At 71.7% G+C, this 22,221-nt stretch carries 18 protein-coding genes; 4 read left to right on the plus strand and 14 right to left on the minus strand.

Features of this window, described 5'->3' with window-relative positions:
- Window positions 1–2 precede the first annotated feature (2 nt).
- Window positions 3–1,631 (minus strand): transcription termination factor NusA, encoded by a 1,629-nt coding sequence (gene nusA / locus QO011_RS27705; protein WP_307279490.1) that lies wholly within the window; start codon window positions 1,629–1,631, stop codon window positions 3–5.
- A 36-nt stretch (window positions 1,632–1,667) separates the two neighbouring features.
- Complete coding sequence (gene rimP, locus QO011_RS27710) at window positions 1,668–2,339, minus strand: ribosome maturation factor RimP (protein WP_307279492.1); 672 nt, start codon at window positions 2,337–2,339, stop codon at window positions 1,668–1,670.
- A 275-nt stretch (window positions 2,340–2,614) separates the two neighbouring features.
- Here rimP and QO011_RS27715 point away from each other — a divergent pair, with 275 nt between their 5' ends.
- Window positions 2,615–4,984 (plus strand): OmpA family protein, encoded by a 2,370-nt coding sequence (locus QO011_RS27715; RefSeq protein ID WP_307279495.1) that lies wholly within the window; start codon window positions 2,615–2,617, stop codon window positions 4,982–4,984.
- Window positions 4,985–5,129: 145 nt separating this feature from the next.
- Here QO011_RS27715 and QO011_RS27720 read toward each other — a convergent pair whose 3' ends face one another.
- The 10 genes from QO011_RS27720 to hrpB all read right to left on the minus strand — a co-directional run bounded on the left by QO011_RS27720 (window position 5,130) and on the right by hrpB (window position 15,879).
- Window positions 5,130–6,224 carry an endonuclease/exonuclease/phosphatase family protein gene (locus QO011_RS27720; RefSeq protein ID WP_307279498.1) on the minus strand — a complete coding sequence of 365 codons (1,095 nt, stop codon included), beginning with the start codon at window positions 6,222–6,224 and terminating at the stop codon, window positions 5,130–5,132.
- Between the two features lie 185 nt (window positions 6,225–6,409).
- Window positions 6,410–7,411, minus strand: coding sequence for a tetratricopeptide repeat protein (locus QO011_RS27725; RefSeq protein ID WP_307279501.1), 1,002 nt, complete (start codon window positions 7,409–7,411; stop codon window positions 6,410–6,412).
- A gap of 129 nt (window positions 7,412–7,540) precedes the next feature.
- Window positions 7,541–9,250, minus strand: a complete 1,710-nt coding sequence (locus tag QO011_RS27730) for a caspase family protein (RefSeq protein ID WP_307279504.1) — start codon at window positions 9,248–9,250, stop codon at window positions 7,541–7,543.
- 154 nt (window positions 9,251–9,404) lie between these two features.
- Entirely contained in the window at window positions 9,405–9,692 is a 288-nt protein-coding gene (locus QO011_RS27735) for a hypothetical protein (RefSeq protein WP_307279506.1), read from the minus strand.
- A 5-nt stretch (window positions 9,693–9,697) separates the two neighbouring features.
- Window positions 9,698–10,066 (minus strand): DUF423 domain-containing protein, encoded by a 369-nt coding sequence (locus tag QO011_RS27740; RefSeq protein ID WP_307279509.1) that lies wholly within the window; start codon window positions 10,064–10,066, stop codon window positions 9,698–9,700.
- Window positions 10,063–10,713, minus strand: coding sequence for a ribosome biogenesis GTP-binding protein YihA/YsxC (yihA, locus tag QO011_RS27745; protein ID WP_307279510.1), 651 nt, complete (start codon window positions 10,711–10,713; stop codon window positions 10,063–10,065). Before yihA ends, QO011_RS27740 begins: the two co-directional genes overlap by 4 nt.
- Before the next feature lie 7 nt (window positions 10,714–10,720).
- Window positions 10,721–12,559 carry a membrane protein insertase YidC gene (gene yidC / locus QO011_RS27750; protein ID WP_307279513.1) on the minus strand — a complete coding sequence of 613 codons (1,839 nt, stop codon included), beginning with the start codon at window positions 12,557–12,559 and terminating at the stop codon, window positions 10,721–10,723.
- Complete coding sequence (gene rnpA, locus QO011_RS27755) at window positions 12,556–12,933, minus strand: ribonuclease P protein component (RefSeq protein ID WP_307279516.1); 378 nt, start codon at window positions 12,931–12,933, stop codon at window positions 12,556–12,558. Before rnpA ends, yidC begins: the two co-directional genes overlap by 4 nt.
- Window positions 12,934–12,961: 28 nt before the next feature.
- Entirely contained in the window at window positions 12,962–13,096 is a 135-nt protein-coding gene (gene rpmH, locus QO011_RS27760; protein WP_307279519.1) for a 50S ribosomal protein L34, read from the minus strand.
- A gap of 320 nt (window positions 13,097–13,416) precedes the next feature.
- On the minus strand, window positions 13,417–15,879 hold the full coding sequence (gene hrpB, locus QO011_RS27765) for an ATP-dependent helicase HrpB (RefSeq protein WP_307279521.1): 2,463 nt from the start codon (window positions 15,877–15,879) through the stop codon (window positions 13,417–13,419).
- A gap of 250 nt (window positions 15,880–16,129) precedes the next feature.
- Between hrpB and parA the strand changes: the two genes are divergently transcribed.
- Window positions 16,130–16,768: a ParA family partition ATPase gene (parA, locus tag QO011_RS27770; RefSeq protein ID WP_307279522.1), complete on the plus strand. Its 639-nt coding sequence runs from the start codon at window positions 16,130–16,132 to the stop codon at window positions 16,766–16,768.
- A gap of 152 nt (window positions 16,769–16,920) precedes the next feature.
- On the plus strand, window positions 16,921–18,120 hold the full coding sequence (locus QO011_RS27775) for a hypothetical protein (RefSeq protein WP_307279525.1): 1,200 nt from the start codon (window positions 16,921–16,923) through the stop codon (window positions 18,118–18,120).
- Between the two features lie 110 nt (window positions 18,121–18,230).
- Here QO011_RS27775 and QO011_RS27780 read toward each other — a convergent pair whose 3' ends face one another.
- Window positions 18,231–19,379 carry an aminotransferase gene (locus QO011_RS27780; RefSeq protein WP_307279527.1) on the minus strand — a complete coding sequence of 383 codons (1,149 nt, stop codon included), beginning with the start codon at window positions 19,377–19,379 and terminating at the stop codon, window positions 18,231–18,233.
- 102 nt (window positions 19,380–19,481) lie between these two features.
- Between QO011_RS27780 and QO011_RS27785 the strand changes: the two genes are divergently transcribed.
- Complete coding sequence (locus tag QO011_RS27785) at window positions 19,482–21,548, plus strand: FUSC family protein (RefSeq protein ID WP_307279529.1); 2,067 nt, start codon at window positions 19,482–19,484, stop codon at window positions 21,546–21,548.
- Here QO011_RS27785 and QO011_RS27790 read toward each other — a convergent pair.
- Window positions 21,517–22,212: an AraC family transcriptional regulator gene (locus QO011_RS27790; RefSeq protein ID WP_307279530.1), complete on the minus strand. Its 696-nt coding sequence runs from the start codon at window positions 22,210–22,212 to the stop codon at window positions 21,517–21,519. The genes QO011_RS27785 and QO011_RS27790 overlap by 32 nt on opposite strands.
- Window positions 22,213–22,221 lie beyond the last annotated feature (9 nt).

The raw sequence follows: 22,221 nt of genomic DNA on the forward strand, positions 1-22,221 counted from the left end.
GCTCATGCTCCGTGCCCGGCGGCTTCGACGGCTTCGGCTCCAGCCTCGGCCCCGCTCTCGGCAGCCGCCTCGGCGGGCGCCGCCGGCGGCTCGATCCATCCGGCCTTGACGCGGGCGGCGACGATGATGGCTTCCGCCTCCTCGCGCGACAGTTCGAAGCTGTCGAGATAGCCGGGATGCTTGGTCAGCTCGCCGTCCTTGCGCTCGCTCCAGCCGACGAGGTCGTCGGTGGCGCAGCCGGCGAGGTCCTCGACCGACTTGACGTCGTTCTCGCCGAGGGCCACCAGCATGGCCGTCGTGACGCCCTCCACGCCCTTGAGATCGTCCTCGACGCCGAGCGCCCGGCGCTTCTCGTCGAGCTCGGCCTCGATGCGGGCGAGATAGCCGCGGGCGCGGGTCTGGATCTCCGCCGCCGTGTCCTCGTCGAAACCCTCGATCGAGGCGACGTCGGAGGCGTCGACATAGGCCACTTCCTCGACGGTGCGGAAGCCCTCGGAGGCCAGGAGCTGGCCGACGACCTCGTCGACGTTGAGGGCCTGCATGAAGGTCTGGGTGCGGGCGACGAACTCCTTCTGGCGGCGCTCGCTCTCCTCGGCCTCGGTGAGGATGTCGATGTCCCAGCCGGTGAGCTGGGAAGCCAGGCGCACGTTCTGGCCGCGGCGGCCGATGGCGAGGGAGAGCTGCGCCTCGGGCACGACCACCTCGATCTTCTCGGAGTCCTCGTCGAGCACCACCTTGGAGACCTCGGCCGGCTGCAGCGCGTTGACGATGAAGGCTGCGACGTCGGGCGACCAGGGGATGATGTCGACCTTCTCGCCCTGCAGCTCGCCGACCACCGCCTGCACGCGCGAGCCGCGCATGCCGACGCAGGCGCCCACGGGATCGATGGAGGAATCGCGGCTGATGACGGCGATCTTGGCGCGGGAGCCGGGATCGCGGGCGACGGCCTTCACCTCGATGATGCCGTCATAGATCTCCGGCACCTCCTGCTCGAACAGCTTGGCCATGAACTGGGGATGGGTGCGCGACAGGAACACCTGCGGGCCGCGCTGCTCGCGGCGCACGTCGAAGAGATAGGCGCGGATGCGGTCGCCCGGCCGGAACACCTCGCGCGGCAGCAATTCGTCGCGGCGGATGATGGCCTCGCCCCGGCCGAGGTCGACGACGACGTTGCCGTACTCGACGCGCTTGACCAGGCCGTTGACGATGGAGCCGACCCGGTCCTTGAACTCGTCGTACTGACGGTCGCGCTCGGCCTCGCGCACCTTCTGCACGATCACCTGCTTGGCCGACTGCGCCGCGATGCGGCCGAAGTCGAAGGGCGGCAGCGTCTCGGCGATCCAGTCGCCGAGCTGGGCGGCCGGGTTCTTGCGGCGGGCGTCCTCCAGGAGGATCTGCGTGGCGTCGTTCTCGATCTGCTCGACCACCTCGAGCAGGCGCGACAGGCGGATCTCGCCGGTCTTGGGGTTGATCTCGGCCCGGACCTCGGTCTCCTGGCCATAGCGCGACCGGGCCGCCTTCTGGATGGCGTCCTCCATGGCGGCGAGCACGATCTGGCGGTCGATCACCTTCTCACGGGCAACCGCGTCGGCGATCTGCAGGAGTTCAAGACGGTTCGCGCTGACGGCCATGGTCGTTTCCTCTCGGGCGAATCAGAATCTTAAATTTCAGCGTTGCTTCGGGGCCTTGGCCGGCACCTCGTCCGGGGCGTCGTCGGCTTCGGCCGCCTCGAGGTCCGCGGCCAGCGCCTTCGACGCGGCCTTGGCCCGGCGCAGCGACTCGGTGATGAGCGCATCGGTCAGCACCAGATGGGCCTCGCTCATGTCGGCGATGCGCAGCTCCACGTCGAGGGCCTCGCCGGCCTGGGCGTCGGAGCGGCGCAGCCGGGCCTTGACCCCGTCGGCGCCGAGCAGCGTGCCGCGGAAGCGGCGGCGGCCGGCGACGATCAGCGTCATGTCGATCTTGGCCTCGTGGCCGGCCCAGCGCTGGAAGTCGGAGGCCCGCACCAGCGGCCGGTCGATGCCGGCCGAGGAGACCTCCAGGTGATAGGCGCGGCCGATCGGGTCGTCGAGGTCGAGCACCGGGGAGAGCGCCTTGCTCACCGCTTCGCAATCGTCGACCGTCATCGTGCCGTCGGGCCGTTCGGCCATGATCTGCACCGTGCAGCCATTGTTGCCGTTGATACGCACCCGCACCAGGCGAAAGCCCATCGGCAGGATGGTGCGCTCGGCGATGACGGCGACGCGCGCGGCGGCGCCGGTCTCGGTGAGCAGCCGCGGCTCGTCCAGCGCGTCGGGCGCGAACGTGGGCCGGGCGATGTCGCTGTCGGCTTCAGCCAAGGAAGACCCCGCAAAACAAAAAGAGCGGGCCCCGACCGGAACCCACTCTCAACGGTACGATCAAGGATCGTCTATGAGATGTCCTTATCGGACGAGGCGGAATATAGGCTTTTCCGGCGTCGATGCAAGAGCCGGCCGGAACCGGCCCGATTCGCCGGCCGTTTCCACAGTGCTGGACGGGCCAGACCTTGCCTTGCGTCATGCGCGCGCCACGTGTTCAGGTTCGGTTCAGCAGCAGGCGGGTTGATTCCCGCCGACCCAAACAGGAGCACTGCATGCCCCTCAAGACCTATCTCATCGGCCTCGCCGGCGCGCTGGCGCTCACGGCCTCTCCGGCCGCGATCGCCGCGGCGCAGCAGGCTCCGGCCCTGCCGCTGGTGATGGCGCAAGCCGCTCCGGCCCCCGCCGAGGCCAATCCGGACGATGCCCTGGCCAAGCGCCGCCAGAAGCTGCAGGAGATGCGGGACGCCCGGCAGGCCGAGCAGGGCGGCGAGCCCGACACGGCCAAGCCGCGCAAGCCGCGCAAGCCCCAGGACGCGGCCGAGCCCCAGCAGGCCGACCAGGGCGCGCAGCCGGCCGAGACGCCGGCGAAGCCCCGCAAGCCGCGCAAGCCCCAGGACGCCACCGAGGCGCCCGCGCCGCAGCCGGCCGACCAGGGCGGCGAGCCCGACACCGCGAAACCGCGCAAGCCCCGCAAACCCCAGGACGCCGCCGAGGCGCCCGCGCCGCAGCCGGTCGACCAGGGCGCGCAGCCGGCCGAGACGCCGGCAAAGCCCCGCAAGCCGCGCAAGCCCCAGGATGCCGCCGAGACGCCGGCGCAGCCGGTCGACCAGGGCGCGCAGCCGGCCGAGACGCCCGTGAAGCCCCGCAAGCCGCGCCAGCCCGACGAGACCGCCCAGCCGGCATCGCCCCCGCCGGTCGACCAGGGCGCCAATCCGCCGGCGGAGACGCCGGTGAAGCCGCGCAAGCCTCGCCAACCGGACGAAGCGGCCCAGCCGCAACCGCCGCAGCCGCTCGACCAGGGCGACAACCAGCCGGGCAAGCCGCGCCGCAAGCCCGACCAGGCCGGCGCGCCGGATCAGCCCCAGCCGGGCGGTCCCCCGAGCCCCCGGCCCGGCGACCAGGCGCGGCCGGAGACCAAGCCCGCACCGGTCGAGCAGGCCCAGCCGGAAACCCCGCCTGCGCCGGCCGCCGGCGGCGTCGATGTCCTCGGCGACAACCGCCCGCTCGACCAGCTCACCGACGCGGAGCTGCGCGCCCGCCTGCAGGCGGCCCGCGCCCGGGCCAACGACAAGAGCCTGCCGGCCCAGACGCGGGCGCAGCTGCGCGAGACCATCAAGGCCAGCGGCCAGGAGATTCTCGCCCGCCGGGCCCGCCGCGTGAACGGCCAGCAGCCGGACCAGGCCGGCCAAGTCCCAACGCCAGGCCTGCCGAAGCCCGGCCTGCCGATTCCGGGCACGCCGCCCGTCGTGGCCGAGCCCGCCCCAGGCCAGCCGCCGGCGGGACAACCCAATCCGGTGGTGACCAACCCGCGCGTCGATCCCAATGCCGAGCGCCAGGCCGCCGCCCTGCTCGTGGACAATGCGCCGGCCACGGGCCTCTCGAACCAGGCGCTGCGCGGTCGTCTCAGCCTGTACCGCGACGCGCTCTCCGCCGGGAACCTCTCGCCGGAGACGCAGCGCCGGCTGCGCCAGCGCCTGAGCGCCGACAGCCAGACGCTGCGCCTGCGCGTGGCCGAGCAGGAGACCGCGGTGCCGGGCCAGCCGAATCCGCCGCAGGGCGCCGGCCGGCCGCCGCGCATGCCGCCGCCGCTGGTGGTGCTGCAGCCCACGCTGCAGGACATCCCCGGCATCATCGCCGATCGCCGGCCTCCGGCCGGGCTCGACGAGCGGACGCTCAACCGGCGCATCTTGGTCTATCGCGACGCCGTGAACGATCCGCGCTACGGCGACGCCGACCGCGCCTATTTCCAGCGCTATCTCCTGGCCGACCGCGAGGAATTGCGTCGCCGCATGATGGAGGACCGGCGCCAGCGCCTGGACGATCTGCGCTGGGCTCGCGACAACCGCCAGCTCGACGTCGACATCGACGTCGACCTCAGGCCGCCGATGCCCTCGCGGCCGCCGATCCAGACCATCTGGGCGGCGGAGGTCGACGACAGCGCGATCGAGGAGCAGCTGATCGCCCGGCCGCTGCGGCCCCTGCCCCAGCGCTATCCGCGCCAGGTGCTGATGGCGCAGCCGGAAACCGTGCTGACGCGACCCGAGATCCGTCAGTCGATCCCGAGCGTCGAGCTCGACACGATCCATTTCGGCTTCAACCAGGCAGTGGTCAGCGAAGAGGAGATCGCCAATCTCGACCGCATCGGCCGGATCCTGGAAAAGATCGTCGCCGCGCACCCGAACGAGGTGTTCCTGATCGAGGGGCACACCGACGCAGTCGGGAGCGATGCCTCCAATCTGGTGCTGTCGCGCCAGCGGGCCGAGGCGGTGAAGCAGGCGCTGACCGAGTACTATCAGATCTCGCCCGACAACCTGACCACCGCCGGCCTCGGAGCCCGCTACCTCAAGGTGCAGACGCCGGATCCGGAGCAGGAGAACCGGCGCGTCACCATCCGCCGCATCACGGCGCTGGTGCAGAACTGACCGGCTCCCGCCTGGCGCGCTGCGCCCGGCGGGAGCGACAAGCCAAGCCGAGGGCAACCGCCCTCGGCGAGCCGGGGGCGCCGCGCCCGGCCGGAGCGGCAAGCACAGGCCGGGGGCCAACGCCCCCGGCGGGCTTGCCGGCCTCTCAGGACGCGCGCAGCAGCGCGATCTCGGCCACGGGCATGCCGTGGTCGGACATCGTCCGGTCGCCGCTGCGCAGGTCGCTCATGTGCATGTCGACGACGTGGTCGTTGTAGAGCTGGAGATAGCGCATCTCGCCGATACGGTTCGGGTTGCGCGGATAGAAGTCCTGGCTCAGCAGGATGTGGTCCAGCACCTGATAGTCGCCGAAATGGATGTGGGTGTAGAGGGTCGCGCCCTTCATGTGGCCGGACTGCATGTCCGCGGCGGAATAGAGGTGCAGGTCCCACAGGCGGCGATTCCTGCGGCTCCAGTCCTGCGGGTCGGCCATCAGCGCCTTGAGGCTCTCGGGCAGCGGCTCCTCGCCGCGCACCAGGCTGGTGGTGACGCTCTCCAGCCCGTCATTGAGGTCGCCCAGCACCATGACCGGCTTGGGGACCGGCCCGCGCTCGGCCATGTCGCGGGTGAGCATGAGGCGCAGCGCCGCAGCCTCGGCGCCGCGCTGCACCAGCGCCCGCAGCACGGCCGCGGCGCGGACGGCCGGGTTGCGCGGGTCCTCGCCGTCGAGGACGATCGGCCGCTTCGATTTGAGATGCACGACATAGACGGTGAGCACGATGCCGCCGGGCAGCGCCACCTCGGCGCGCAGCACCGGCCGCTCGAAGAAGCGCAGGCCGGTCGCCACGGCGACCTGGCTGCCGGCCTCGTCGCGGCGGGCGACGAAGCGGTCGTCGAGCTCGGGCGGGAAGGTGGCGATCGCCTCCATGCGCATCACCGGCAGGCGGCTGGCGAGCCCGAGGCGCGGCGCGTTCAGCGCGCCGTCCGCGGTCTTGGGACCGTCGTCGTCCGCGCCGGGCGCGGCGACGAAGGCGCCGCGGAACCGCTCGGACTTGCCGACGGCGATGCGCAGGGCCTCCTCGTGGAACACTTCCTGGAAGCCGACGAGATCGGCGCAGGCCCGCTCGATCATGCCGCCGATCCAGGCCGTCTTGGCCTCGTGCTCGGCGAGGGAATAGGGCTCCTGGTCGTGGAAGCGCACGCCGGGCCTGGCGAGGAGGAAGGTGTTGAGCGTGGCGATGCGCAGGATCGGAGCGGGCATGGCGGTCATTCGTCACTGTCTTCCCGGCCCGACGGGCCGGCCGGGGCACCCCGGTCCAGCCGCCGCGGCGCACCCGGCCCCGAGGGCCGACGCCCATGCCGCATCGGCTTGCGCTCAGCATGAACCGGCCCGGGCCGGCGTTGCAACGGCTTCGATCGCAGCGGCGCCGGCCATCCACCGCCGCTTCAGCGGACCTTGCAGAACCGCTTCAGCTGCCCGCCGGAGTCGGGATCGCCACGCGTCGCGCCCTCCTGCCAGAGGCTGCAGGCCTTGTCGCGGTTTCGCCGCATGCCGATGCCGTCATAGGTCATGTTGCCGAGCTTGGCATAGCCGTTGGGATCGCCGGCATCGATGGCCTGTTGGTAATAGTCCATGGCCGTCTTGAGGTCGCGCCGGATGCCGCGGCCGAACTGGTAGAGCAAGCCCAGGCCGGTCAGGGAATTCGGGACCTCGGCCTTGGACTGCTCGTACAGGGTGAAGGCCATGCCGTAGTCCTTCTTCATGCCGCCCGGGCCGGTGACGAAGATCGTGGCAAGATTGTAGGCGGCCTTGGAGTGGCCGCGCTTGACCGCCTCGCCATAGGCGGTGACGGCGTCCTTGACGTTGCCGGCCTTGTCGTAGGAGCGCGCCAGCTGATGGAAGACGCGGGCCGGAGCATCCGACGTCTCCGCCACCTTGCGGCAGGCGGCGATCGCCGCGAAGGTGTTGATGCTGTTGTACTCGACGCCGGGCAGATTGTCGGGCTTCTGCTTGTCCCTGGGATCGGCCGCCGCACGATCGCAGGCTTCGAGATCGGCCGAGGAGGCGGCCTTCGGCTGCACCGGAACGTCCCGCGACGGCTGCTGCACCGGCTGGGGCCCGGCCGGCTCGACGGGGGGCGACTGGGGTGCAGCCGTCTCGGGGGCGGGTGGCGGCGGCGCGGCGGCGCGCAGGGATTTGATCTTGATTTCGGCCAGGGCCTTGTAGGTGCCGGGGAACGTGCCCTTCTGGACCTGATCGAGATAGGCTTCGAACATGGCCGGGTCGGTGCTGTTCTGGATGGTCTGCCAGAAAATGTCCTCCGCCGCCGGCGCGGCTTGCGCGACCCGGACGAGCGTGCCGGCGCCGTCGGCCGCATTCGCCGGCGCGGGCACGCCGATCACGACCGGCACGACGGACAGAAGGATGGCGACGAGTTTGGCCGGCATGATGCACCCCAGAGGCAGTCCCGTGTCGCAACGATAGGTCGCCGCCGCACCGGCCTCAAGCCGCCCGCGGCGCCCCTGTAACCTCGGCAACAGGCGGTCGTGGCTCAGCCCGGCTGAGGCGGTCAGGGCTCAGCCGGGCTGGCAGAACGACCGGAGACTGGCGGCGGCGGCCGGGTCGCCGTGCGAGGCCCCCTCGGTGAACAGCTCGCAGGCCTTGCGCTTGTCCCTGGCGACGCCGCGTCCGTAGAGATAGAGCAGGCCGTATTCGGCGTAGACGCTCGGCTCGCCGGCCGTGACGGCCAGCTGGTAGAGGCCGGCGGCCTTGCGGTAGTCGCGGTCGGCTCCCTGCCCGTTGGCATACATCGAGGCGACGCGCACGAGGGCCGGCAGGAAGCCGGCATCGGCCGCCCTCAGGAAGAGCGACATCGCCATCGGCCCGCTCCTGGCGACGCCGCGCCCGGCGAGATAGCGATCCGCCTCGTGGTACAGCGCCAGCGGATGCCCGAGCGCAACGGCCTTGTCGTAGAAGGTCGCGGCACGATCGGCGCTGCCCGCCTTCTCATAGGCATTGGCGAGCTCGTAGAACGCGCGGCGCGGCGGCTTGGCCAGGACCACGGCCTTGCTGCAGGCGGCAATCGCGGCCTGGGCCGTGACCATGTCGAGCTCGACGCCGGCGATCGCGGCCGGCTTGTCGGGATCGCGCCGGTCGGCGGCGGCGCGATCGCAGGCCTCGATCTCCGGCGACGTTGCGCCCTGGGCTGCCGGCCGCGCCACCGGCTGCGGCGGCGTCAGGCTCGCCTCCTGGGTCGGCGCGGGCGGCGGAGGCGGCGACGCGCCGGGCTTGGGACGCAGCGCCGCCAGCTTGATCGCGGCCAGCGCCTTGTAGGTTCCCGTGAAAGCCCCGGCGTCGACCTGCGCCAGATAGGCCTCGAACATGGCGGGATCGGAGCTCGCCTGGATCGATTGCCAGAAAATATCCTCCGAAGCCGCGCTGCGGCCCGGCGTCGCCGACGCCGCGGGCCTGGGCGCCTCCGGACGGGCCACCGGCAAGGCGCCGGTCAGGGTGACGCGGCCGACGATGCCGTCGTAATAGGCCGGCACCTGGTCGTGCCCGACACTGCGGGCGAGCGCCCGCACCTTCTCCTGGGTCTCCTTGGCCATATCGATCAGGGACAGGTCCTGGCGACCGAGCAGCGGCAGGAAGCTGCGGACGAACACCGAGGTCTTCTCCGGGTCGTCGGACGACAGCTTGTCGAGCGCCTCCTGCTTGGAGCCGGCCGAGAACATGATGAAGACGCCGCCCTCCGCGTCCATGCGGGCGAGGCCGCGGGTGCCGCCGAGGCCGCGCGTGCCGGAGCGGGCGAAAGGATTGTTGCGGCAGGCGTCGAGGATGGCGACCACCGTGCCGGCGCCCTTGGCCCGGAAGCGGTCGATGATGTCGGCGGCGTTGAAGGATTCGTCCTTCACCAGCCCCGACTCGCCCTCGCGCGCCGCGGGCACGTCCACCGGCAGCAGCCAGTTCTGGCCATCGATCTCGAAGCCGTGGCCGGAATAGTGGAACACCACCGTGTCGCCCGGCTCGATCTCGCCCTCGACCGTCGCCAGGGCCCGGCTGATCTGGCGCTTGGTGCCGTTCTCCACCAGCTCGACCGTGAAGCCGGCACGCCTCAGGCCGTCGCTCATGGCGCGGGCATCGTCGACGGCGGCCTGCAGCGGCGGCACCTCCTGATAGGCGTTGTTGCCGACGACGACCGCGAGGTTCTTGGCCATGACGGGCGCCGCAGCGCCGAAGCAGGCGCAAAGTCCGAGCACCATGATGGCGGCGAGGTGCGGTCTCATGACGGGCCTCCGATCGTCCGACCTTAGGCCGGACCGGCACGCCATGGAAAGGCGCGGCTCGCGAGCATAGCCGGCATCACCGCACGCGACGTGTCATGGCGCACACCGGATACGCCCGACGCCCGTCCCGCAGCCCCTGGGGCCGTCCAACGCTTCAGGGCGGCGGCTGGCTCGACGGTCTGCTCCTGGAGCAGGCCAGCGCGCTCTTGATGCAGGCGATGCCCGGGGTGGAGCAGTGCGCCTCGCCCTGCTCGATGCGGCAGACCATGCAGGCGTCGGTGATCTCCAGGCAGTCGGGATGGGCCCGGACGAAAGCCAGGACGGAATCGGGTGCCGGCTCGGGCAAGGCCGGTTCGGCGGGCTTGGCGCCGTCGGCCGCGGCCGGTCCGCATCCCAGGAGCAGGGCGAGGACGGCGGCGGCGAGGCGGCGATCGCCCGTCATGCGCGTCAGGGCCGGGGAACGGGGAGGAGCGCCGCGACGGCGAGCAGCAGCCAGGCGCCGATGGCGAGCGAACCGCCGGTGGGTGCAGCCATCGGGAAGAGATGGCCTCCGGTGAGGGCGTTGAGCGTCACGTCGCCCGAGAACAGGGCGACGGCCAGGACCAGGAGCACGGCCGCCGTCAGCGCGAGCGCCGGATGCAGCAGGCCGGCACGTCGCGCCGCGGCGAGCGCCAGCAGCGCCGGGGCGTGGGCGAGCGCCATGATCGCGGCATAGTCGATGGTCGGCCATTTGCCATGGGCGGCGAGGGCGAGGAGGCCGATGCCGGCCGCGCCGAACAAAGCGGCGACGGCGGCGAGGGCGCGGTCCGGCCTCATGCCCCGCCCCGCTCGGCCGAGAGCTGCGCGATGGTGGCGCGCAGCGTCTCCATGCCGAAGCCGGTGCGGCTGGACGTGGCCAGCACCTCGGGAAAGGCCGCCGGGCGGCGGGCGATGCGCTGCGCCGTGTCGGCGATGCGCGCGGCGAGGTCGGCCGGCTTCACCTCGTCGACCTTGGTCAGCACGATCTGGTAGACGACGGCGGCCTCGTCGAGGGTCTTGAGCACGGCGTCGTCCGTGGCCTTGAGGCCATGGCGGGCATCCACCAGCACGAAGACGCGGGCGAGGTTGACCCGTCCCCTGAGATAGTCGTGGATCAGCCGGGTCCAGGCCTTCACCTTCTTGTCCGCGACCTTGGCGTAGCCGTAGCCGGGCATGTCGACCATGCGCAGGCTGCCGGTGGATGCGAAGAAGATCAGCTCCTGCGTCCGTCCCGGCGTGTGGGAGGTGCGCGCGAGGGCGTTGCGGCCGGTCAGGGCGTTGATCAGGCTGGACTTGCCGACATTGGAGCGCCCGGCGAGGGCGATCTCGACGCCCTCGGCCGGCGGCAGGCCGTCGAGGCTCGCGGCCGCCCAGGCGAAGTCCCACGGCGCGGCGAACAGGCGGCGCCCGGCTTCGGCGAAGGCGGGCGCGGTCGTTTCACTCATGTCGTCGTCAGGCCTTGGCTTTCTTGACGAAGAGCCCCTTGAGGTTGTCCCACAATTCGATCTTCACGCCGTTCTTCTTCATGATCAGGCTCTGCTGCAGGATCGTCAGCGTGTTGTTCCAGGTCCAGTAGATGACCAGGCCGACCGGGAACGAGCCGAGCATGAAGGTGAAGATCAGCGGCATCCAGCGGAACAGCGAGGCCTGGACCGGATCGGCCGGCGCCGGGTTGAGCTGCATCTGCAGGAACATGGTGACGCCCATGATGAGCGGCCAGGCGCCGAGCATCAGGAACAGCGGCGGCGACCAGGGGATCAGGCCGAACAGGTTGAAGATCGTGGTCGGATCGGGCGCCGAAAGGTCGTGGATCCAGCCGAAGAAGGGCTGGTGGCGCATCTCGATGGTGATGAACAGCACCTTGTAGAGCGCGAAGAACACCGGGATCTGCAGCAGCACCGGCACGCAGCCGGAGACCGGGTTGATGCGCTCGCGCTTGTAGAGCTCCATCATCGCCTGCTGCTGCTTCATCTTGTCGTCGGCGAAGCGCTCGCGGATGGCGGTCATCTCCGGCTGCACCTTCTTCATCTTCGCCATCGACTCGTAGGACTTGTTGGCGAGGGGGAAGAACAGCAGCTTCAGGAGCAGCGTGACGATCAGGATCGAGATGCCGAAATTGCCGGTAAAATGGTACAGCCAGTCGATCACGATGAACAGGTTCTTCGTGATGTAATAGAACCAGCCCCAGTCGATCAGGAGATCGAAGCGATCGGCTCCGATCGATTTCTCATAGCCGTCGATGAGGGCGACTTCCTTGGCGCCCGAGAAGAGCCGGGTGGAGACCTCAGCGCTGGCGCCCGGCGCCACGGTCTTGGACTCGAACAGGATATCGGTCTGATAGGTCTTGACGCCCTGGCCGTGCGACGACGTGAACTCGCCGGTATAGACGGCAGACTGGTCGGGAATGAGCGCCGTCGCCCAATATTTGTCGGTAAAGCCAAGCCAGCCGGCCTTGACCCCCTTCCACGTCTGATCGGTTCCTTCCTTGTCGAAGGCGCTGTACTTGTACTCCTGCAACCGGTTTTCACCGAGGAAGCCGATCAAGCCCTCGTGCAGGATGTAGTAGCCGGCGACCGCCGGCGTGCCGTGGCGTGAAATCAGCGCATAGGGCGAGAGCTGAACGGCTGCCGCCCCCTTGTTCTCCACCGCGTCGGTGACGGTGAACATCTGACTGTCGTCGACGGCGATGGTGCGGTGGAAGAGGAGGCCGGCCCCGTTGTCCCATTCGAGCACCGTGGGCGAGGTCGGGGTGAGCGGACCGCTCGACTTCGCCGTCCAGACCGTGTCGGCGGCGGGCGTCTTCACCGCCGAGCCGGGCTGGGCCACCCAGCCGAAATCGGCGTAGTAGGGGCCCTGGTTCTCCAGGATGTCGTGATGGTTGGCCGGACGGATCGGCGAGCCCGACGGCGACAGGAGCACGATATTGGGCGACTTGGGATCGATGGTCTCGTGGTAGGTGCGCAGCGCCAGATCGTCGATGCGCCCGCCCTTGAGATTGATCGAGCCGAGATAGCGCGGCGTGTCGATCGAAACGCGCGGCGTCGAGGCGACGACCTCGGCACGGGTGAGATTGGCGGTGGCGGCCGGAGCGCTGCCGGGAATGGCCGGCGCCTGGCCGGGCTTGACCTCGGCGGATTGCTGCGTCTGCTGCTGGGCGGCCTGCTGCGCCGCCTCGTGCTGGCGCTGCATCTGCGGCAGGCCGACGAAATACTGCCAGCCGATCAGCACGATCGCCGACAGGACGATCGCCAGCAGCATGTTCTTGTTGTCGACCTTGTTCTCGCCGTTCATGGTGCAGCCTCGTCGGCCGGTCGCCGCGCGCCGCGGCCGCCGGAGCGGTCCGAGTGCACACGGCCGAACGCCGTGGTCAAGTCGTTCAGGATCGTCGCGAAAGGCGCGTCGAGGGCGCTCTGCCGCCCGACCACCACATAGTCATAGCCCTCGCGCCCGTGAAGGGCGCCGATCCGCCGCAGGGCCTCGCGCAGACGCCGGCGGATGCGGTTACGCTCCACTGCGCCACCATTCTTCTTGGTGACGGTGAAGCCGGCCGCCGCCTCGCCGACCGGCTCGGGCCGGGCACGGGCCTGCAAGGTCAGCGTCGCGGCGTTCGCCTTGCGGCCGTCACGGACCCGAAGGAAATCCTGGCGTTTGCGCAGTCGCTGCATCGGAGGAACGGGGGGATGCCCGCCCTCCTCAGGCCGACAGGCGCTTGCGCCCCTGCGCACGCCGGGACGCGAGGACCTTGCGGCCGCCCTTGGTCGCAAGACGGGCGCGGAAGCCGTGGCGGCGCTTGCGGACGAGCTTGGAGGGTTGGTAGGTGCGTTTCACGGGACTGTCTCCGCATTCGCGGCCGGATGCCGGGCGATCGAGTTGCAGGCCGTAGGGCGTGGGATCTTCGCCTCGATCCACGCCCTCCGGCGAGTGTTGATGGTCCGCAAAATTCCCGAGCCTGCCCGTGGGCGCAGTTCGGAAATCCTGCATGGGGAATCGAGGCCCTCGAACACGAAAACCGCGCCGCGGGCAAAATGCACCGGGCGCGACCGAACCCAGAGGGCGGCGCCGAATTCGCCGGGCTTATGCGGGAAGACGGCCGGGAAGTCAATCGGACGCCGCGCCGGCGCCCCGCATTTCGACGGCATGGGCGTCCCTCACGTCCCGCGCGGCTTGGCCCGCGTGGTCGGCGCCGCAGCGAGCGGATCCTCCGGCCAGGGATGCTTGGGGTAGCGCCCCTTCATCTCGGTCCTGACCGCGGCATAGGACCCCTTCCAGAAGCCGGGCAGGTCGCGCGTCACCTGCACCGGCCGGTGTGCCGGCGACAGCAGGTGCAGCGTCAGCGCCACCGTGCCGCCGGCGATGGCGGGGTGGCGGGCGAGGCCGAACAGCTCCTGCACGCGCACGGAGACCGCCGGCCCGCCCTCGGCGCCGTAGTCGATGGCGAAATTCGAGCCGGTCGGCGCCTCGAAATGGGTCGGCGCCTCGGCGTCGAGCCGGCGGCGCAGCGACCAGGGCAGCAGCGTGGCCAGGGCGCCGTCCAGATCGTCGGCGCGGATATCCGCCAGGCTGCGGCGCCCGAGAAGGTGCGGCGCCAGCCAGTCCCGGGCGCCGGCAGCCAGGGCGGCATCGGAGAGATCGGGCCAGTCCTCTCCTTCGGCGGCGCGGAGGAAGGCTGCCCGCTCGCGCAGCTGGTCCTGTGCCCGCGTCCAGGGCAGGCGGGCGATGCCGAGCCGGGCGATGCCGGCGGCGAGCATCGCCGCGGCCTCCGCGTCGAGGGCGAGAGGCGCGGTGCGCTCGGCCAGCACCAGGCGCCGATAGCGCGTCACCGAGCGGGCGCGCAGGCCGGCCGAGGCCTCGTCGAACAGCGTCTCGGTCGCCGAGACCAGGCCGGGCAGCGCCTCGATCTCGCCGGCGGCGATCGGCGCGGCGAGCAGGATGCGGGCGGCCTGCGCCGAGCCGGCCACCTCGGCGACGACCAGGAAGGGCTCGCGCGCCAGGCGGTCGTGCGGCTCGAGGCCGGCGCCGCGGCCGTTCTCCATGGTGAAGGCCCCGGGCCGTCCGCGCGCCGCGGCGACCCGGTCGGGATAGGCGAGCGCCAGCACGGCGCCGCTGCGCGCCGGATCGGTCGCGCCGCGCCGGCCGCCGGCGGCCCTCAGCCAGCCGGCGGCGAGGCGGCGCATGTCCTCGGCCCGCTTGCCGCGGTCGCGGCGGAAGCGCTCGACCCGCTCGGCGAGGTCGGTGCCCTCGCCCCCGAGCCCGCGCTCGGCCAGCACCGCGGCGATATCGGCGGCGAGGTCGCCCTCCCCGGCCGCGGCCGCCGCGACGACCATGCGGGCGAGGCGCGGCGGCAGGGCGAGGGCGGAGAGCCGCCGGCCCGCCTCGGTGAGCCGGCCGTCGCCGTCGATCGCCTCGATGTCGCGCAGCAGGGCGCGCGCCTCGGCGAGGGCGGGGCCCGGCGGCGGGTCGAGCCAGCGCAGGCGCAGCGGGTCGGGCACGCCCCAGGCGGCGCAGTCGATCATGAGCGGGCTGAGGTCGGCCGCCAGGATCTCCGGCTTGGCGAAGGGCTCGAGCGCGCCGGTCGCCGCCTCCTCCCACAGGCGGTAGCACACGCCCGGCTCGGTGCGGCCGGCGCGGCCGCGCCGCTGGTCGGCCGCCGCCCGCGACACGCGGACGGTCTCGAGCCGGGTGATGCCGATGTCGGGCTCGTAGCGCGGCACCCGCGCCAGGCCGGAATCGACCACCACGCGCACGCCCTCGATGGTGAGGCTGGTCTCCGCGATCGATGTCGCCAGCACGACCTTGCGCCGGCCGGCCGGCGCCGGCGCCACGGCACGGTCCTGCTCGCGCCCCTCCATGGCGCCGTAGAGCGGTGCGATGTCGACGGCGGGATCGCGGATGCGCTCGGCGAGGAGGCGCTCGCAGCGCAGGATCTCCCCCTGCCCCGGCAGGAAGACCAGGACGGAGCCGGCCTCTTCGACGAGGGCCCGCAGCACCGCGTCCGCCACTTCCTCCTCGATCCGCCGGCGCGGATCGCGGCCTCGATGGCGCGTCTCCACCGGAAAGGCCCGCCCCAGGCTCTCGACTACCGGCGCCTGCCCGAGCAGCGCCGCGACGCGCGCGCCGTCGAGGGTGGCGGACATCGGCAGGAGGCGCAGGTCCTCGCGCAGGCCCGCCTGGGCATCCAGGGCGAAGGCGAGGCCCTGGTCGGCATCGAGCGAGCGCTCGTGGAACTCGTCGAACAGCACGGCAGCGACGCCGTCGAGGCCGGGGTCATCGAGGATCATGCGGGAGAACACGCCCTCGGTGATCACCTCGACGCGGGTCCGGGCGGAGACGCGCGATTCGAGCCGCACGCGCAGGCCGACCGTTTCGCCGACGCGCTCGCCCAGCGTCGCCGCCATGCGGGCGGCAGCGGCGCGCGCCGCCAGGCGCCGCGGCTCCAGCACCAGGATCCTGCGACCGTCCGCCCAGGGCTCGTCCATCAGCACCAGAGGCACCCGGGTGGTCTTGCCGGCGCCGGGCGGGGCGACCAGGACGGCGTTGGGGCCGGACTGTAGCGCCGCCGTGAGGTCGGCGAGGACGTCGTCGATGGGCAGGGCATGGTCGAAGGCGCGCATGGCGCCGATGTGGCCGAAGCCGCGCCGCCACGCAATGGGCGCCGGTGCATGGCGGGCAATTCGCAATTGCGGCAGCGTTGCTGCGATGCAACTATGCGGCGGCGCACTCGGCAGAGCCTCGCGGATCCGAACACGGTTCCGGCCCGCGGGACTCGGCCGAGACTCGGACAGTCTGCAGACTGTCCGAGTCCACCCCGTGGGCGGAGCTCGGACGGTCTGCAGAGCCCCGCCGCGGCCAGGAAGACACCGAATGTCCGGCCTCATCATCACCATCGCCCAGCAGAAGGGCGGCTCGGGCAAGACCACCATCGCCGCCCACCTCGCCGTGGCCTATGCGCTGCAGGGGCGCCGGGTCGCCCTGCTCGACGTCGACCCGCAGGGCAGCCTCGGCGAATGGTTCGAGAAGCGCGAGCACCGGCTCGGCGAGGGGCGGACGGGCCTGGAATTCCGCACCGCCAGCGGCTGGGGCGCTCGGCGGGAGGCCCGCAGCCTGGCGCGCGACCACGACGTGGTGCTGGTCGACACGCCGCCGAAATCCGACCTCGAAGCCGGCCCGGCGGTCGAGGCCGCCGATCTCGTGGCGACGCCCGTGCAGCCCACGCCCGTCGACGTCTGGGCGACCAAGGCGACCCTCGCCATGATCGCCCGGGAGAAGGGGCGCGCGCTGCTGATTCTCAATCGCGTGCCGCCGCGCGCGGCCGTCACCGACGAGATGGTGCGGGCGGTCCTGGCCGAGGGCGCGGCGGCGCAGGCGCGCCTCGGCAACCGCGTCGCCTTCGCCCAGAGCATGGGCGAGGGCAGCACGGTCCAGGAGATCGCACCCGGCGGCAAGGGCGCCCAGGAAGTGGAGGCGCTGGCCCTGGAAGTGCTGCGCCACGCCGGCGGCTGACGTCCGGCAGGAACGCGCGGTCCGGCATGAGAAAATGCCGCGACAGCGGCGGCCGGCATGCGCTTTTGCTGGCCAGTGTGGCTTTTCTCCCATTTACGCGGCGGGCGGCGGACGAGCAAACTAAGGCCGGTTTGCTATGGAACGATGTCTCAATGGAACGGCGTGCCTATGAAGCCCCGCTCGATCCGGCCTTGGCGGTGTCAGGTCTGCTGACACGGCTGGGGCTGTTTCTGCTCGTGGTCGCCGTCCCGGTGCTGGCCATGCTGTCGCGGCGGACGATCAGCGTGCTGGTGCCGATCGCCACCGTGCTCCTGATCCTGGCGGCAGCGCTGGACGGGCGTCTGGTCGCCGCCTTCGGCCGCTTCGGCCGCATGCTGGTGGCGCCGCCGGCGCTGGCCCTGGCCGCGCTGGTGCTGTGGGCCGCCATCACCATCCTGTGGACGCCGCGGCCGGGCCTGGCCTCCACGCGGCTGCTCGGCTCGGTGGTGATCATCGCCCTGTTCGCCGCCGCCGTCGCCTGCCTCAAGGACCGCGCCAAGCTCAGCGACGTGAACCTGATCCCGATCGGCGTCGCCATCGCCGCCGTGGCGCTCGCGGCGCTGTTCATGCCGCATTCGCCCTTCGCGGCCCTGATCGGGCCGGATTCGGACAGCCTCGAGAGCCAGCGCGCGGCGATGCTGCTCGCCCTGCTCGCCTGGCCGGCCATCGGCTCGCTCAACTCCAAGCACCGCCACTGGCAGGCGCTGGCGCTCGGGGCGAGCGTCGCCCTGGCGCTCTGGCTGGTGAACAACCTGGTGGTGGTCTTCGCCTTCCTGGCCGGGCTGCTGTTTTTCCTGCTGGCGATCTGGCGGCCGCGCAGCAGCGTGCTCGCGGCGGGATCCGCCACCCTGGCGCTGCTCCTGCTCGCGCCGTTCCTGAGCTGGCTCCTGGCCAATTACGGCGGGTTCCTGCTGCCGCGCGAGGGCGACAGCCTGGTCGCAGCCTGGCGCGACGTCACCTATTCCCTGCCTTCGCGCCTGTTGCTGGGCTTCGGCTTCGAATCCAGCGGCGCGCTGGCGCGCGGCACCACCGGCGTCGTGCTCGGCTCGCCGCGCAACGCGGCGCTGCAGGTCTGGCTAGAGCTCGGCATGGTCGGCGTGGCGCTCGCGGCCGTCGCCATCGGCGTGGTGTTCCACGCCATCGACCGGGTCGACGCCAAGGCGCAGCCGGCGGCGACCGCCGTGTGCGCCGTCACCGTGGTGATGATGTTCGCCGGCCTCGGCACCTGGCAGAGCTGGTGGGTCACCGCCGTCGGCCTCGCCGCCGTCTCGCTCGCCTTCGTCTCGCGGCGGGCCCAGCGCTCCTGGGAATGAGAACCGCCCAAGCAGGTTCTCCCGAACCTGCTTGCATCCAGGAATCTGAGCAGCATTGATTTTGCATTGGAAATGCAAAATCAATCGTGGCGAAAGCCACGAGACGCTGCTCAGCGGCGCAGACTGGTCATGCGGCCAAGCGCCGCATCCAGCGTCTCCGGGCGCTTGGCGAAGCACAGGCGCACCACCGAGCGGACGGCCGCCTCGGCATAGAAGGCCGAGACGGGAATCGCCGCGACGCCGTTCTCGGCGACGAGGCGGCGGCAGAAGGCGACGTCGTCCTCGCCGAAGCCGCTCGCGGCGAGATCGACGTTGAGGAAATAGGTGCCGGCGCTCGGCAGCACCGCGAAGCCGGCGTCCGCCAGGCCGTGGGCCAGATGGTCGCGCGAGCGCTGCAGCTCCCGCCGCATGCCCTCGAAATAGGCGTCGTCCTTGCCGAGGCCATAGGCCACCGCGCTCTGCAGGTTCGGCGGCGTGGTGAACGTGAGGAACTGATGGGCCTTGGCCAGGGTGCGCATCAGCGCCGGCGCGGCCATGACGAAGCCGACTTTCCAGCCGGTGAGCGAGAAGATCTTGCCGGCCGAGCCGATCTTGACCGTGCGCTCGCGCATGCCGGGCAGGCCGATCAGCGGCCGGTGGCGGCGGCCGTCGAACAGCACGTGCTCCCAGACCTCGTCGCAGATCGCCACGGCATCGTGCCGTTCGCAGAAGCGGGCCAGCAAGGCGAGATCCTCGTCGGGAAAGACCGAGGCCGAGGGGTTGAGCGGGTTGTTGAACAGCACTGCCCGGGTGCGCGGCGAGAAGGCCTGCGCCAGCGCCGCCTCGCTGAGCCGCCAGTCCGGCGGCGCCAGCGTGACGAAGCGCGGCACGCCGCCGGCGCGGCGCACCAGCGGCAGATAGGCGTCGTACATCGGCTGGAGCAGCACCACCTCGTCGCCCGGCTCGATCAGGGCCATGAGCGCGCCGGCCAGGGCTTCCGTCGCGCCCGAGGTGACCATCACCTCGCGCTCGGCATCGAGGTCGAGGTCCTGGAAGCGCCGGTAATGGGCGGCGACCGCCCGGCGCAGGTCCGGCAGGCCCATCATCGGCGGATACTGGTTCCAGCCGGACAGCACCGCCTCGGCCGCCTTCTCGCGCACGTCCGGCGGACCGGGATCGTCGGGAAAGCCCTGGCCGAGATTGACCGCGCCGGTCTCGCGGGCGAGCTGCGACATCACTTCGAAGATGGTGGTCGGGAGATCGGCGAGGACGGAGTTCATGGCTGGGCCCATCGAAGGCGATGTCGCGGCGGCTTTGCCTTTGCGCCGTTTGCGGTGCGATGGCAATGATCGGCGTCGCTCCGGTGGTCGCATCCAGGTCGCATGTCCGTCAGCCCAGCCGTCTCGATGCCGCGCCTCGCCCTGCCGCCGCGGGCGGACTGGATCTTCGCCCTGCGCACCGCCGTGACCGGGCTCGCCGCGCTGTTCATCGCCTCGGCGTTGGGGTTGGAGCAGCCGCAATGGGCGATGATGACGGTGTTCATCGTCTCCCAGCCGGTGGCCGGCATGGTGCTGGCCAAGGGCTTCTTCCGTCTGGTGGGCACGCTGGTCGGTGCGCTGGCCGCCATCGGCATCGCCGCCGCGGCCGGTGATTCGCCCATCCTGTTCGTGGTGATGCTGGCGCTGTGGATCGGCCTGTGCACCTTCGTCTCCTCGATGCTGCGCAACCCGGAATCCTACGGCGCGGCGCTGGCCGGCTATACCGCGGCGATCATCGGCCTGCCCGCCTTCGGCCACCCGCACCTCTTCGTCGAGCTGGCGGTGGCGCGCTGCGCCGAGATCATGCTGGGCATCGTGCTGGCAGGCCTGGCCGGCCGCTTCGTGCTGCCGCAGCTCGCCCGCGACGCGCTGGTCGAGCGGCTCGCCGCCTGCATCGTCGACCTCGCCCGCTATGCCGCCGCCGCGATCCACCAGGCCGGCCGGGCCGAGCTCGACGCCATGTATGCCGCGCTGATCGCCGACACCCAGGCGCTCGCCGCCATGCGCGCCTATGCGCGGCTGGAGGCGCCAGGCCTGGTGACCCATGGGCGGCAGATGCGCCACACCATCGGCTATCTCCTGGCGGCGATGTCGGCGGCGCGGACGCTGCAGGCCCGCGCCGCGCATCCCAGCAGCGCCATCCAGCCGTTCCGCCGCAGCCTCGACGCCATCCTCACCGACCTGGCGGAGAGGCCGGAGGCGCTGCTCGAGATCCGGCCGAGCCTCCGGCGCATCGACGAGCTCACGGCGCGGGCGCAGCAGAGCCTGGACGCACCGGCCGTCGAGGACGAGGACTATGTCGGCGTCACCGCCCGCCTCACCATCCTCACCGAGCTGCTCGGCGCGCTCAAGGCGACGCTGCGCGGCCTCTCGGCGCTGCGCCTGCGCTCGCCCGACCGGGTGGCGCCGCAGGCCCTGCCGGCCCTCACCATCCATCGCGACCACCGGGCGGCGCTGACCAACGCCGTGCGGGCGGCTGTCGCGAGCCTGTGCGTCACCGCCTTCTGGATGGCGACGCGCTGGGCCGATGCGGCCGGGGTCGCGGTCATCGTCGCCGTGGTGTCGAGCCTGTTCGCCTCGATGCCGGATCCCATGCAGTCGGCCTGGAGCTTCTTCCGCGGCACCTTCATCGCCGCGCCCTTCGCCTTCCTGGTCGGCCAGCTCCTGCTGCCGGCCTTGCCCGGCTTCGGCTGGTTCGTGCTGCTCGTGGCGCCGGTGCTGGTCGGGGCCGGGCTCGCCATGGCCAATCCGCGCCTCACCAGCATCGCCACCGCCTTCGCCATCAACTTCGTGCTGTTCCTCAACCCGCACGCGGCCATGGCCTATGCGCCGCAGGCCTTTCTCGGCAGCACGGCCGCCATCCTCATCGGCATCCTGCTCAGCATGGGGGTCTTCGCCGTGGTGCTGCCGCAACGCCCGCGCGAGACCATGCTGCGGCTGGTCGAGGCGATGCACGGCGACCTCATGCGCCTCAGCCTGCACGAGCGTATCCCGAAGCCCTCGGCCTTCGAGAGCCTCGCCTATGACCGGGTCAACCAGCTGATGCCGCTGGTGCAGCAGCGCGGCGAAGCGGGCAAGGTGCTCCTCGACGGCGCCATCGCCTCGGTCATGCTCGGCCTGGAGATCCTGCGGCTGCGGCGCGCCGAACGCGCCGGCGCGCTGCCCGCCGCGGCGGGCCAGGTCCTGGCCGACGGCCTCACCGGCGTGGCGCGCCTGATCCAGGCGCGCCCGCGCGACACGCGCCCGGCGCTGGCGCTGGTCGCCGCGCTGCGGGAGGCCGCCGGCCGTATCGGGGTGCCCACCGCGGCTCCGGCCGTGCTCCAGGTCGCCGCTTCCCTGCGCCTGATCGCCGCGGTGATCGAAGACCACCCCCGCTTCTTCACCCGGGAGGCGGTGGCAAGCCCGGCGTGAGCGCCCGGCGCGGGGGCCCGAGCGCCGCCAGGACGCGGGCCCGCCGGCGCCAGGCCAGCACCGACAGCCCGGTCTCGGCCCGGAAATGTCGGGTCAGGCTGCGCCGGCTCATGCCGGCGGCCTCGGCCAGCGCATCGAGCCCGCGGCGCATCTGCGGCGCCGCCATCAGGGCGTGGCAGAGCCGGACGAGCCGACGGTCGGACGGCATGGGCAAGGCGAGGGCCGCATCCGCCGCACGGCCGATCTCGTCGACGATCAGGGCGGCGAGGTGGCCGCCCCGCCCGGCCTCGTCGTAGAGCGGCGGCTCGCCGGCCAGCGCCGCGATCGCCGCACGCAGCAGCGGCGAGACGGCCAGCACCTTGCAGCCATGGGGCAGGCCGAGGGCCGCAGGCGGGGCGACGTAGGCGCTCGTCATCCAGACCGGACCGCGCATGGCGACATCATGCGCCACGCCGGGCGGGATCCACAGGGCGTGGTCCGCCGGCACGTACCAGGCGCCCACTGCTGTCGTGGCGACCATCAGCCCGCGCGCGGCGGCCAGGAGCTGCCCGCGCTCGTGGCTGTGCCAGCCGGTGGTCTCGCCGTCGCCATGGGGCTGGGCGTACAGGCTGACGAGGCGGGGACTGGTCTCGAACGCGTCCGGCAAGGTTTGGCCCGTTTTCATGAAGGATTG

Origin of the sequence: Labrys wisconsinensis (assembly GCF_030814995.1) — a bacterium.
Classification (GTDB): Bacteria; Pseudomonadota; Alphaproteobacteria; order Rhizobiales; family Labraceae; genus Labrys; species Labrys wisconsinensis.

Coding starts and splice junctions, on each gene's coding strand:
- nusA (WP_307279490.1), bottom strand. CDS start 1,631: ATGGCCGTCAGCGCGAACCGTCTTGAACTCCTGCAGATCGCCGACGCG.
- QO011_RS27730 (WP_307279504.1), bottom strand. CDS start 9,250: ATGAGACCGCACCTCGCCGCCATCATGGTGCTCGGACTTTGCGCCTGC.
- QO011_RS27780 (WP_307279527.1), bottom strand. CDS start 19,379: ATGAACTCCGTCCTCGCCGATCTCCCGACCACCATCTTCGAAGTGATG.
- hrpB (WP_307279521.1), bottom strand. CDS start 15,879: ATGCGCGCCTTCGACCATGCCCTGCCCATCGACGACGTCCTCGCCGAC.
- QO011_RS27790 (WP_307279530.1), bottom strand. CDS start 22,212: ATGAAAACGGGCCAAACCTTGCCGGACGCGTTCGAGACCAGTCCCCGC.
- rnpA (WP_307279516.1), bottom strand. CDS start 12,933: ATGCAGCGACTGCGCAAACGCCAGGATTTCCTTCGGGTCCGTGACGGC.
- parA (WP_307279522.1), top strand. CDS start 16,130: ATGTCCGGCCTCATCATCACCATCGCCCAGCAGAAGGGCGGCTCGGGC.
- QO011_RS27715 (WP_307279495.1), top strand. CDS start 2,615: ATGCCCCTCAAGACCTATCTCATCGGCCTCGCCGGCGCGCTGGCGCTC.
- QO011_RS27720 (WP_307279498.1), bottom strand. CDS start 6,224: ATGCCCGCTCCGATCCTGCGCATCGCCACGCTCAACACCTTCCTCCTC.
- yidC (WP_307279513.1), bottom strand. CDS start 12,559: ATGAACGGCGAGAACAAGGTCGACAACAAGAACATGCTGCTGGCGATC.
- QO011_RS27785 (WP_307279529.1), top strand. CDS start 19,482: ATGTCCGTCAGCCCAGCCGTCTCGATGCCGCGCCTCGCCCTGCCGCCG.
- QO011_RS27775 (WP_307279525.1), top strand. CDS start 16,921: ATGGAACGGCGTGCCTATGAAGCCCCGCTCGATCCGGCCTTGGCGGTG.
- QO011_RS27725 (WP_307279501.1), bottom strand. CDS start 7,411: ATGCCGGCCAAACTCGTCGCCATCCTTCTGTCCGTCGTGCCGGTCGTG.
- yihA (WP_307279510.1), bottom strand. CDS start 10,713: ATGAGTGAAACGACCGCGCCCGCCTTCGCCGAAGCCGGGCGCCGCCTG.
- QO011_RS27740 (WP_307279509.1), bottom strand. CDS start 10,066: ATGAGGCCGGACCGCGCCCTCGCCGCCGTCGCCGCTTTGTTCGGCGCG.
- QO011_RS27735 (WP_307279506.1), bottom strand. CDS start 9,692: ATGACGGGCGATCGCCGCCTCGCCGCCGCCGTCCTCGCCCTGCTCCTG.